Raw genomic sequence first — 12,146 nt, 5'->3', positions numbered from 1 at the left:
GTCGGCCGGATCGGCCGCATCGCCGTACTCCCCTTGGCCTCGGGCACGGCCGCACCGGGAGTGATCGGGAGCCGGAGCGCCGCGTGCAGGTCGGCGCTCATCTCGCTGGCCGACTGGTAGCGGTCGGCGGCGTCCTTGGCCATCGCGGTGCGCAGGATCCGGTTGGTGGCGTTGACCATCGGGCTGCTGCCCGACAGCTGCGGGACCGGGTGGCTCACGTGGGCGGCGACGAGCTGGTACTCGGACGTGCCCTGGAAGGGCGGGGAACCGGTCAGGGCGACCCAGAGCAGGCAGCCGAGGGCGTAGATGTCGGTGGACGCGCTGGCCTTGGCGCCGCCATGGAGCTCGGGGGCCATGTAGGACGGGGTGCCGACGGCCGACGCGCTGAACCGGGTGGCGTCGGCGTTCATCTTGCGGGCGATGCCGAAGTCGGCGAGGTAGGCCCGGACCGAGCCGGGCCGACGCCGTACCAGCACGTTGCCGGGCTTGATGTCACGGTGGACCAAGCCGGCCTCGTGGGCGTCGGCGAGGCCGCTGGTGACCTGCTCGATGATCTCGAGCGCCTCGACCAGGCTGGGCGTCCCGTGGGTGCGGATCAGGTGTCCCAGGTCGCCGCCCGGGATGAGCTGGCTCGCGATGTAGAGGTAGCCGTCCTCCTCGCCGTGGGCGTAGACCGCCACGACGTGGGCGGACTCGAGGGACGCCTGCGAGCGGGCCTCTCGCGTGAACCGTTCGCGGAACTCCGGGTCGTGCGCGAACAGTGGCGCGATCACCTTCAGGGCGACCTCGCGACCGAGGTTCTCCTCCATGGCGCGGTAGACCACGCCCATCCCGCCCTGCCCCAGCTGCTCGAGGATCCGGAAGCGACCGATGCGCGACCCCGCGACCGGGTCGCCGGAGCCAGGACCGGAGCCGGAGGGGGAGGACACATCGTCTGTTCTACCCGACGGACGTGCCCGGGACGTGACGCGGTGGTGACGCGGGCGGTCAGTGCCGCGCTCCGACTGCTCTGGAAATCCCCCCAGGGTTGTCCCCAGAACCACCGACGGTGTGGTCATGGAGCGCGGCACTTCCGTGTTGCTGGGCCGCTCCCCCACGGCGCGACCCGTGCGAATTGTCTCGCCTCCGCGAGGCCGCCGACACCCGCGATTCCGAGGACAGGTCCGCAATCGGGAGTCGGGGGGTCACCAATGGGCCTAGCATCCGGCCATGAGGCGCGGGCGGTCCGAAGGACGTTCCTTCGCCGCGTCCGTCGAACGTGGCCTCCTCCTGGCGATCGGCCTGGTGATCCTGGCCAAGACCCTCGTCTGGGCCGGCCAGTTCGCCCTCCGGCCGTCGTACGACGGCGAGGAGCTGACGTTCGCGCTCGTCGTGGTCTGCTCGGTCGGTCTCGCCGGGATCGACTGCCTCCGTGGCCGCGTGTCCTCGGTGGACGTCGTGCTGTGCACGATCGCGATGGTCGCGGGATCGTTGATGCCGCGCGACACGGTGCCGTTGTCGGGGGCTGCGGACTCCCCGATCCTGCACCTGGCAGAGCCGATGCTGATGGTGATCGCGGCCCGGCGACGCGGCCCGGCGGTGGTGATCGTGCTCATCGCCGCACTGTTCGTGGGCCTCCGCTGGGTGACCGGCGCCGAGGACGGGCTCCGCTACGGCCTCCAGGAGGCAGCCCTGGTCGGCGGCACGGCGTTCGGCGCGCTCTTCCTCGTCACCCAGATGCGGCGCGCCTCGGTGCGTGCCGAACGGACCCTCGCGACCCGACGGGTCGTCGAGGCCGAGCGCATGTCGTCGGCCGAGGTGGAGGCGACCTCGTTCCTGCACGACGAGCTGATCCCGACCCTGCTGGCGGTCGCCGGTCTGCCCGGTGACCCGGACACGTGGTCGGCAGCGGCCATCGCCCTGGAGGAGATCGAGGTCCCGGCCGCCGACCAGGGACTCGGCGACCTGGTCACCGACATCCGCACGGTGGCCGTCCGGGAGCACCTCGAGGCGCGGTTCGTGGTGCGCGGGCGGCGCCGGCGCCTGCCCGACGTCGTCCAGGACGCCCTGGTGGGCGCGGCGACCGAGGCGCTGCGCAACGTCGCCCGCCACAGTGGGCAGCGCCGCGTGCACGTGACCGTCGTACGACGACTGGGCTCGATCCGCGTCGTGATCGCCGACCCCGGCGAGGGCTTCGTGGCCGAGCACGGCGTGGGCCTGCGCGTCGCCGTGGCTGGTCGCGTGTCCGCGGTGGGCGGCACGACCCACGTCGACAGCGTTCCCGGTTCAGGGACCACCGTGACCCTGCTGTGGCGCTATCGCCGTCTCGCGCGGCTGGTCGGGATGTCGCCCGACCACGACCCGGTGATCCGGGCCGTGGTCCAGGACCCGGGCCGGGTGGCACTCCGGGCCACGGCCGTCCTCGCCGCCGGATACATCGCGACGGCCGCACTGCTGACGCTCGACAACCCGATCCAGCCGGAGTCGTACCTGGGCGCCACCGCCATCGCCGCGCTGGTGGTCCTCCTCACCGCAGCGATGACCCGGGGGCCACTGACACCGGCCCATCTCGTGCTGGCGGCCGTGGTCCCGCCGCTGGTCCTGGCCACGGCCCTGCCCTCGGTGCCCGCGGCGGGTCTCGGCGGCGCCCAGTCGTGGCTGATCGAGTTCAGTGCGTTGCCGGCGCTCGCGGTGGCCTGGGTCCTGTCGCGGCGGATGACCCTGCTGCTCCTGGTGCCGAATGCGGTCGTGATCACCGTGGTCGCGCTCCGGATGCACCTTCCCGCCAGCGACCTCCCGCACCTGCTGGTCGTGCAGCCGCTCAACGCGCTGTTCGTCGGGATCGTCGTCTCGGTGTGCCGCCGGGCCGGAAGCATGGTCACCCACCGGGACGTGCCCCAGGCCTCCGACCGCCGGGTCGCACTCGAGGGCCTGCTCGGCAACTTCCTCAAGCCCGTGCAGGAGATCCTGCTCCGAGGGGCGCTCGGCCAGCTGACCAGCGCCGAGTCGTCACGGGCTGCCCTGCTGGCCCACGCAGCGCGGGACTGCCTCTACCTGCCCGGCACCGAGCACGCGGACCTGCGCGCCGAGCTCACCGCGCTGCGCGCCACCGGCGCCCAGGTGGAGAGCCGGATGACCGAGTACCCCGCGGCCACGCGCACGCTGGCGTCGGCGCTCCGGGCCCTCGTCGGCACCAGCGCCGTCCAGGTGACGATCTCCGGCACCGTCGACGAGTCGTCGGTCGTCGTGGTGCCCGGCCTCGGGGTCGACGCCGCCGCCCGGGTCACCCGCACGCTGCCCATCTCGTGGCAGGCGCGAGCAGAACCGGAGGCCCTGGTGCTGACGGGACCACCGGACCTCGCCTCGGTCATTCGTCGAGGTGGCCGTCGGCTCGTGCGCGACTGATCAGCCCGTGCACGTTGCCCGGGTCGACGCCGCCCGAGCGGTAGGCCCGGGCCGCGCGGAACAGGTGCTCCCGCACGGTGACCTCGCTGATCCCGAGGTCGCGGGCCACCAGCCGGTACGGCAGGCCGGTGCTCACGGCCCGGAGGATCTCGATCTGGCGGTGCGACAGGTGCGCACCGAGGCTGTCGTCGGTCAGCAGCATCGCGGCGAGCTGACCGGAGCACGCGAGCTCGCCGGCCACGGCGTCGCGGATGGCCTGGGCGATCGTCTGGATCGGGTCCACCTTGAGCACCAGCCCGGCGGCGCCGGCCTGGATGGCCCGGCGGACCGGCATCGGCCGCTCCTCCGCGGTGAACAGCAGGACCACGATGTCCCGCGCGACGAGCGCGGCGACCGACTCCTCGGCGACCGGCTGGCCCGGGATGTGCAGGTCCAGGAGGACGACGTCGAGCCCCTCGGGGGTGTCCGCGAGGAGCTCGTCCACCGAGCCGGCGATCGAGACCAGCGCCATGTCCGGAGCATGCTTCGCCAGTGCGGCACCCACACCAGCGAGCACCACAGGATGGTTGTCGATCGCTCCGACGCGGATCACTGCGGACACCCAGCCAGTATGGCCAGCACCCCCGGCGCTCCGGGGCAAAACGTCAGACCCCGACAGGTTCCTTGTCCGAGGCGGCGGTGCCGCCGTCGGGGTGCGGGAGGTCGTCGTACTCCTCACGGAAGCCGTAGCGCTGCCACCAGCGGGCCATCGGAGCGGGCGCCCACCAGTTCCAGCGACCGAGCAGCTTCATCGTCGCCGGCACCAGCAGGGCCCGTACGACGGTGGCGTCGACCAGGATCGCGACCAGCATCCCGATGCCCATCATCTTCATGAAGACGACGCCGCTGAGGCTGAAGGCGCCGATGACGACGGCGAGCAGCAGGGCGGCGCTGGTGATGATCCGGCCGGTCTTCTGCACGCCGGTCTGGACGGCGAGGTCGTTGTCACCGGTCGCGTCCCACTGCTCGCGGACCCGCGAGAGCAGGAACACCTCGTAGTCCATCGACAGGCCGAACAGCACCGCGAGCATCACGATCGGGTTGGTCAGGTCGAGGAAGCCCTGCGGCGTGAAGCCGAGCAGGCCGGACAGGTGTCCGTCGCTGAAGATCCACGTCACCACACCGAACGAGGCGGTGATCGAGAACGCGTTCATCAGCACGGCCTTGAGCGGCAGCACCAGCGAGCCGAACGCGAGGAACAGGAGCAGCAGCATGACCCCGATGACGATCCCGCCCATGAGTGGCAGGTGGTTGCCGACGGACTCGGCCAGGTCGACCGTGTCGGCGGTCAGCCCGCCCACGAGTGCCTCCGAGCCGTCGGGGCTGTCGACCTCCCGGAGGTCGCGGATGACCTGCTGCGACTCCTCGGTCTGGCTGTTGCCCTGCCAGGTGACGCGCAGCAGGGTCGTGTCGCCCTCGGAGACCACCGGCCGGACATCGGTCACGCCCGCGACGTCCCGCTCGATCGCGCTCTCGTACGACGCCACGCCGGCCTCGTCGGTACCGCGCAGCAGCACGTTGGCGGTCGACCGCTCCTCGCCGAACTCGGTGTTGAGCCGCTCCGCCGCCTCGTGGGACGGGGTGTCCGCGGGGAGCACGCGGTAGTCGACGCTGCCCCACTTCACTCCGAGGAACGGTGAGGCGACGGCCAGCAGCACGACGGTGACGGCGGTCGCGACGATGATCGGGCGACGCATCACGGCGCGCGCCAGGCGGGCCCAGGCACCGGTGTCGGACTCGTTCGGCGTGGAGCGCTGCAGGAACGGGATCCGCACGGAGTCGATCCGGGTGCCGAGCACCGCCAATGCGGCCGGCAGGACGGTCAGCGCGGCGACCATCGCGATCAGCACGGCCGCGATGCCGCCGTACCCGATCGACTTGAGGAAGGTCTGCGGGAACACGAGCAGCGAGCTCATGGCCGCTGCGACGGTGAGGGCGGAGAAGGCGACGGTGCGGCCCGCGGTCGCCATCGTGCGGAGCAGGGCGCGCCGTGTGTCATCGGGGGTCTTCGCGATCTCCTCCCGGAACCGGGAGACCACGAAGAGGGCATAGTCGATGGCCAGGCCCATGCCGAGCAGGGTGATGATGTTGGGCGCGAAGATCGAGACCTCGACGAGCTCGTTGAGCCCGGCGATCGTGGCACGGGCACCGACCACCGCGATGACGCCGACCAGCACGGGCATCAGGGCCGCGATGACGCTGCGGAAGATGATGAGCGACAGGATCAGCACGATCGGCAGGGAGACGATCTCGGCCCGGAGCAGGTCGTTCTTCGTCTCCTCATTGACGTCGTTGTAGACGGCGTACGGGCCGGCGATCCCGGTCTCGAGCGAGCTCTCCTTGATGATCGGCTTCAACGCCTTGGACGCGTCCAGGAAGTCGTTCTGGGTGTCGCCGGCCAACGAGACGTAGACCGCGGTCGCGTGGCCGTCCTCGCTCAGCATCGCGGGGTCCTGGACGTCGTAGTAGGTGATGTCGGAGACGGCGACGTCCTCCGGGACCGTCGCGAGCGTCCGCTCGACCTCGGCCTGGAAGGCGGGGTCGGTGGCCAGCTCGTCCTCACTGGAGAAGATCACGATCGCGTCGATCGACTGGTTGCCGAAGGTCTCGCGCTCGAGCGCGAGCTCACGTGACGACTGTGATGCCGGGTCGTCGAAGCCACCGGAGGCCAGCTTGTCCTCCAGGCCGACGCCAGCGATCGCGGCAGCGGCCGTGATGCCGAGCCCGACGAGCAGGATCACCACCGCGCGCCGTACGACCAGGGCGCCCCATCGCTCGATCATTCCGACTCCTTCGCACCACGTCCGGGAAACCTTCTGTGACAACCAGTCAGTTTCGTTAACACTGTTCACGGTAAACGGTGTAAACTGATCCCGTCAAGTGTTCGACACCCCCATCTCGAGGAGCCCCGTGCCGCAGATCCGCGTCCCCGTCACGCGCCGTGAACGCCAACGCGAGGCGACGTACGACGAGATCGTGGCCGCCGCAGAAGAGCTCCTCGACGAGGGCGCCGACCTCTCCCTGCGCGCCGTGGCAGCGAAGATGGGACTGACCGCACCGGCCCTCTACCGCTACGTCGCGAGCTACCAGGAGCTCGTCGACCTGGTGGCGTTCGAGCTCGACAAGGCCGCAACCGCCCAGTGGGTCGAAGCGACCGAGCGCCACCCGGCCGACGACCCGGCTGCGCGACTCGTGGTCGCCGCCGTGTGCTTCCGGAACTGGGCGCTGGGCAAGCCGCGCCAGTTCGCGCTCATCTTCGCGAACCCGATCGCCGCCGGCGACACCGACCGCCGTGAGCTGCTCACGGTCTCCACGTCCGGCCACTTCTTCACCGACCTGATCTGGCAGGTCTGGGAGCTCTACCAGTTCCCGTTCCCGGCGCTGGACGACCTCGACCCGGTCGTTCGCGAAGCGGTGCTCGATCCGCTGATCCCGGCGAAGTCCGAGCACATCCCGCTCGAGGACCGTGGCCTCATGTGGGTCTACATGCGCGCGTGGTCAGCGCTGTACGGCGTCGTCACCCTCGAGTCGACCGGTCACTGCGACCCCCGCGTCATCGCGTCCGGCCAGCTCTTCCGCGCCACGGTGCTCGACTGGCTCGGGCCGCTCGGGCTCGCGGCCGAACGCGACCGGCTGACGAAGATCCTCGACGAGGAGCTCGCCACGGCCCGCCGGGGCGACACGCCCTAGGACCAGAGCATCTCGCGCACCCACACCGGGACCAGTTCTCCGGCGCGGCCCTGGCGGGACTCGTGGAAGAAGTGGCTGCCCTCGCTCGGGTCGAGGTTGAGCTCGAGCGTGTGGGCCCCGTGGCGCCGGGCGTGCTGGACGAAGCCGGCAGCGGGATAGACCGCACCGGAGGTGCCGATCGACACGAAGTGCGTCGCCTCGGCGAGTGCATCGGTGATCCGGTCCATCTCGTAGGGCATCTCGCCGAACCAGACGACGTCCGGTCGCAGGTCGTGCGCACCGCAGCCCGGGCACGCCGGCTCGTCGAGCAGCGTGCCCTCCCAGGGCGAGACGACCTGGCACGAGCGGCACAGCGCCTTGAGCAGCTCGCCGTGCATGTGGATCACGTTGCGCGAGCCGGCCCGCTCGTGGAGGTCGTCGATGTTCTGCGTGACGACGAGGAGCGCATCGCCGAGGGATGCCTCGAGCTCGGCCAGCGCGACGTGTGCCGGGTTGGGCTCGACCGTCTTGAGCGAGGCCCGCCGGTCGTCGTAGAAACGCTGGACGGTGGCACGGTCGGCCTCGAAGCCCTCCGGTGTCGCGACGTCCTCGACGCGGTGGCCCTCCCAGAGGCCGTCGGCGTCACGGAACGTCGGCACGCCGCTCTCCGCGGAGATGCCGGCACCGGTGAGGACGACGATCTGGGGCACGCACGGGAGGCTACCTGCCGTCGAGGTGACCGTCGTCACCCGTCCGCGGATGCCCCGGACACGGCCGGGTACTGGCCGGACATGAGCCACCTCGCCCGCTACCTGCGGACCCACCTCGCCGGATCGACCGCGGGCGTCCACCTCTTCGACCGCGCGGCCGGTGAGCACGCGGAGCCCGCCGCCTCCGTCATCAGGCGCATCCATGGCGAGCTGGTCGAGGAACGGGTCGCGCTGCGCACGATGATGTCCGCGGTCGGCGTCCACGAGAACCCTGTGCTCAACCTCGTGGCCGGCGCAGGCGAGCGACTCGGCCGGCTCAAGCCCAACGGCAGCCTCCTGCACCGCACTGCCATGACCGATCTCGTCGAGCTCGAGACCATGAGCATCGCCCTGGCCGGGAAGCTGAACGGTTGGGAGTCGATGCTGACGATCGTCGACGACCAGCCGCAGTGGAGCCGCGACGAGCTCGAGCGGCTGGCCCAACAGGCACGCGACCAGCGCGACGCCGTACGGCAGCTGCACGCCGAGGCAGCCGCCCGCGCCCTGGGTTCCGGCCGGGACGACTGATCCGGTCCTGCCGATCAGGGTTGGGCAGCGAGGTTCCGCACGGCCCGCCGGATCACGTCGGCGTAGATTCCCCCACCCCGCGGTCCCGGGTGGATGCCGTCGGCGAAGTCGGAGACCCGGCGGGACGCGGAACGCCAGTCGGCCAGGGCACACCCGGGGTGCGCGGCCACGAAGGCGCGCACGCTCTGGTTGTAGGGCCGTACCCACGGCCGCGGCGCGTGGGCGGTGACGAAGACGAAGCGATGGCCCGGGCCGGCGGCGTCAACGATCTGGGGGAAGGTGCCCCGCGGCGCGGCGCCATTGGCGCCGAGCGCGATCACGACGTACTTCCGCAGCCGGCCCGCCTCACGCAAGCGCTTCACCTGGTCCACGACGTCCCAGACCTGGGCACCCACCTTGGCGCGGATCGAGATCCCGGCGAGGTCCTTGAGCAGGGCGGGCGCGCTGGCCACCGCGACCGAGTCCCCGAAGAGAGTGATCTGCTGGCCCAGGGGGACGTCCTTGACCGGCGCCGGGACCTGGACACCGGGCGCGGGTTCGGCAGGCCTGGTGACGGAGGGATCCTCGCTGGCGAGGTCCGTCTGCTGGCTGCGGAGAATGGCGTCCGCACCGGCCGCGATGCTGTCCTCGGCGACGCTCTTCCTGGGCGAGTCCACCACCGCGTGGAGACCGATCGCCACCACGACCGTGACCATCATCGCCGGCACCAACCACCGGTCGGGACGCTCCGGCCAGGCGATCCGGATGCCCCGCAGGACCGGCTTCTCGACGTACTTCCAGCTCAGGCTGGCGAGCAGCACCGACGTCGCCAGGACCATCAGGCCGCGCATCGCCAGGCCCGGGCCGGAGGACGTCACCCAACGCTCGGAGAAGAACACGACGACGGGCCAGTGCCACAGGTAGAGCCCGTAGCTGCGTTCGCCGAGCCACACGAGGGGTGCCAGCGGAAGTGCCTTCGCGACCCGTTGGTGGTCCACCGAGTCCAGCACGACGATCAGCACGCCGGTCATCGCGGCGATCGCCGCGATCCCGCCGCGGTAGGCGAAGGCGCCGGTGTCGCTCATCGAAGCGAACGCGACCAGCAGCAGCGCGAGTCCCAGCGGGACCGAGACCCTCGCGGCCGCTGCGCGACGGCCCTCGAGCCGGGTCGACACGAACCGTACGAAGGGGCCACCCGCGAGGGCGGCCAGTGCGCCGAGGACCAGGGAGAAGCCGTGGGTGTCGGTCCCGAAGTACAAGCGGCTCGGATCGACCGAGCCCGAGTATCCGACCGCCATCGCGACGACGCTCGCCACTGCAAGGCCCGCCACCACCATCCAGCGCAGGCGGTCGCGACGGACGAACCGCACCAACAGCAGCAGGAGCAGCGGCCAGAGCAGGTAGAACTGCTCCTCGATGGCGAGGGACCACAGGTGCTGGAAGATCGGCGGGTTCAGGCTGACGAAGTAGGACTCCCCGGTACCGATCTGGTGCCAGTTGGTCGTGAAGGTCAGGCCGCTGGCCACCTGCTCCCGCAGGCGCACCGCGCTCGGCCCTCCGAGGACGCCCGCGACGGCGCAGGAGACCGTCACCATCACCAGCAGCGCCGGCAGGATCCGGCGGGCCCGGCGGGCCCAGAACCGCCGGAAGGTCCCGGCACGTGAGGCCCCGAGGTCGGCCGACAACCCCACGGTGATCAGGTAGCCCGAGATCACGAAGAAGACGTCGACGCCGAGGAATCCGCCCGGCAGGGCGCCCGGCCAGATGTGATAGCCGATGACCCCGCTGACGGCGATCCCCCGCAGGGCGTCGAGGAGCAGGTTGCGCTCCCTGGCCACGGCGTCGGTCGTCGCAAGGGGGGCATTCATGACAGGGATCAGCCTACGTACCGAGGGGCCCGGATCCAGCACCGAGGCGGCGGTTTGCTCGGTCACACCAGCTGGTCACACCAACTGGTCGTGGACCCGGCCTGTCCTCCGGGTCCACGACCGCCCTCCAGCCTGCCGGCCTGTCAGCCCGCCGGGTTGCGGCGGCGCAGGGAGGAGTCGTCGAGCGCCGGCGAGGAGTACCCCGCGTCGCGGCTCGAGAGGTTCGTGCCGGGCGGCACGATCTTGTCGATCTCGTCGAGGATGTCGCGGCCCAGCCGGACCTCGGCGGCGCCGAGCTGTCCCTCGAGCTGCTCGAGCGTGCGCGGCCCGATGATCGCCGACGTGATCGCCGGGTGCTCCAGGAGGAAGGCCAGGGCCAGGTGGATCAACGGGATCCCGGCCTGGTCGGCCAGCACCGTCAGTGCCTCGACGGCTTCCAGCTTGGCGCGGTTGTCGGGGTTGTCGATCTCGAAGCGACCCGGCTGACGGCCCGCCCGGCTCGACTCCGGCTGCGCGCCGTCGAGGCGGTACTTGCCGGTCAGCCAGCCACCGGCCAGCGGACTCCACGGGATCACCGCGAGGTCGTACTTCCCGGCCACCGGCAGGACCTCACGCTCGACGCCCCGTGCCAGCAGCGAGTACGGCGGCTGTTCGCTCACCGGACGCTCGCGACCGCGCTTCTCCGCGATCCACTGGCCCTCGACGATCTGCGACGGCTGGAAGGTCGAGGTCCCGATGTAGCGGATCTTGCCCTGGTGCACGAGGTCGGACAGCGCGCCGAGGGTCTCGTCGAAGTCGGTGTCGTCCTCGGGGCGGTGCACCTGGTACAGGTCGATGTGGTCGGTCTGCAGCCGGCGCAGGCTGTTCTCGACCTCACGGATGATCCAGCGCCGCGAGTTGCCGAACTGGTTGACCTCGGTGCCGATCTGGCCGTGGAACTTGGTGGCGAGGACCACGTCGTCACGACGGCCCACGAGGGCCTTGCCGACGATCTCCTCCGACTCGCCCTGGCTGTAGACGTCGGCGGTGTCGACGAGGTTGATGCCGGCATCGAGCGCGCGGTGGATGACCCGGATGCTGTCGTCGTGGTCGCGGTTGCCGCGCTCGCCGAACATCATCGTGCCGAGTGCCAGCGAGCTGACCTTGACGCCGGTGCGCCCGAAGGCGCGGTAGGGGATGGTCACAGGACTTCCTTCTCTCTTCGTTTCTCAGGAACGGGTGGTGCTGTCAGCGAGGTCGTCGATGCTGGCCGCGTTGCCGGTCGACGTGAACGCGTCCCACAGGCGGCGATAGGTCCCGTCGACGCCGAGCAGCTCGTCGTGGGTGCCGACCTCCGCGACCCCGCCGTTGCTCATCACGACCACCCGGTCCGCCCGGGCGGCGGTCGTGAGCCGGTGCGCCACCACCAACGTCGTACGACGCCGGGTGAGTGCTTCGGTGGCGGCCGTGACGCGTCGCTCGGTGGCCAGGTCCAGCGAGGCGGTCGCCTCGTCGAGCAGCAGGATGTCGGGATCCACGAGCTCGGCCCGCGCGAGTGCGAGCAGCTGCCGCTGGCCGGCGGACAACGAGCGCCCGCGCTCCCCGACCTCGGTGCAGTACCCGTGTGCCAGGCCGGCCACCATCTCGTGCGCACCGACCGCCCGGGAGGCCGCCTCGACCTCGGCGTCGGTGGCGTCGGGGCGCCCGTAGGCGATGGCGTCGCGCACCGTCCCGCTGAACAGGTAGGCCTCCTGCGGGACGACGCCGAGACGCGCGCGGAAGGCAGCGAGGTCGAGCGAACGCAGGTCGTGGCCGTCGATGCGCACCGAGCCCCGCGTGGGGTCGTAGAACCGGGCGAGCAGCTTGAGGACCGTCGACTTCCCGGCGCCCGTGGTGCCCACGAGCGCGACGGTCTCCCCGGCCGGGATCCGCAGCGAGATCCCGTCCAGGA

General features: G+C 71.1%; 10 protein-coding genes. 3 read left to right on the top strand and 7 right to left on the bottom strand.

Annotated features, from left to right (window positions below; genetic code table 11):
* Nucleotides 1-929, bottom strand: a 929-nt coding sequence (locus ACOADB_RS06985; RefSeq protein ID WP_378597236.1) for a serine/threonine-protein kinase, incomplete at its 3' end; no start/stop codon positions are given.
* Between the two features lie 280 nt (nt 930-1,209).
* On the opposite strand from ACOADB_RS06985, the gene ACOADB_RS06980 reads away from it, so the two are divergent.
* A complete protein-coding gene (locus ACOADB_RS06980) occupies nt 1,210-3,384 on the top strand; it encodes an ATP-binding protein (protein WP_378597235.1) in 2,175 nt (724 codons plus the stop codon).
* Here the strand turns inward: ACOADB_RS06980 and ACOADB_RS06975 are convergent.
* The gene (locus ACOADB_RS06975; protein WP_378597234.1) at nt 3,347-3,985 is read right to left on the bottom strand and encodes a LuxR C-terminal-related transcriptional regulator; all 639 of its coding nucleotides are present in this window, start codon (nt 3,983-3,985) and stop codon (nt 3,347-3,349) included. The two genes, ACOADB_RS06980 and ACOADB_RS06975, sit on opposite strands and share 38 nt — an antisense overlap.
* 43 nt (nt 3,986-4,028) lie before the next feature.
* Nucleotides 4,029-6,206 (bottom strand): MMPL family transporter, encoded by a 2,178-nt coding sequence (locus tag ACOADB_RS06970; protein ID WP_378597233.1) that lies wholly within the window; start codon nt 6,204-6,206, stop codon nt 4,029-4,031.
* A gap of 127 nt (nt 6,207-6,333) precedes the next feature.
* Between ACOADB_RS06970 and ACOADB_RS06965 the strand changes: the two genes are divergently transcribed.
* Complete coding sequence (locus tag ACOADB_RS06965; RefSeq protein ID WP_378597232.1) at nt 6,334-7,113, top strand: TetR/AcrR family transcriptional regulator; 780 nt, start codon at nt 6,334-6,336, stop codon at nt 7,111-7,113.
* On the opposite strand, the gene cobB is transcribed toward ACOADB_RS06965, so the two are convergent.
* Nucleotides 7,110-7,802, bottom strand: a complete 693-nt coding sequence (gene cobB, locus ACOADB_RS06960; RefSeq protein ID WP_378597231.1) for a Sir2 family NAD+-dependent deacetylase — start codon at nt 7,800-7,802, stop codon at nt 7,110-7,112. The genes ACOADB_RS06965 and cobB overlap by 4 nt on opposite strands.
* A gap of 81 nt (nt 7,803-7,883) precedes the next feature.
* On the opposite strand from cobB, the gene ACOADB_RS06955 reads away from it, so the two are divergent.
* Entirely contained in the window at nt 7,884-8,369 is a 486-nt protein-coding gene (locus ACOADB_RS06955) for a hypothetical protein (RefSeq protein ID WP_378597230.1), read from the top strand.
* 14 nt (nt 8,370-8,383) lie between these two features.
* On the opposite strand, the gene ACOADB_RS06950 is transcribed toward ACOADB_RS06955, so the two are convergent.
* From ACOADB_RS06950 to ACOADB_RS06940, 3 genes are all read right to left on the bottom strand, one after another.
* Nucleotides 8,384-10,216 (bottom strand): acyltransferase family protein, encoded by a 1,833-nt coding sequence (locus ACOADB_RS06950; RefSeq protein WP_378597229.1) that lies wholly within the window; start codon nt 10,214-10,216, stop codon nt 8,384-8,386.
* Between the two features lie 143 nt (nt 10,217-10,359).
* Nucleotides 10,360-11,394: an aldo/keto reductase gene (locus ACOADB_RS06945; protein ID WP_378597241.1), complete on the bottom strand. Its 1,035-nt coding sequence runs from the start codon at nt 11,392-11,394 to the stop codon at nt 10,360-10,362.
* A gap of 30 nt (nt 11,395-11,424) precedes the next feature.
* A partial coding sequence (locus tag ACOADB_RS06940; RefSeq protein WP_378597228.1) for an ABC transporter ATP-binding protein occupies nt 11,425-12,146 on the bottom strand: 722 nt, incomplete at its 5' end.

Origin of the sequence: Nocardioides sp. CPCC 206348, assembly GCF_048654705.1 — a bacterium.
Lineage (GTDB): Bacteria > Actinomycetota > Actinomycetes > Propionibacteriales > Nocardioidaceae > Nocardioides.
Note: the sequence above shows the minus strand (reverse complement) of the source record. Positions and strands in the feature narration are given on the sequence as shown.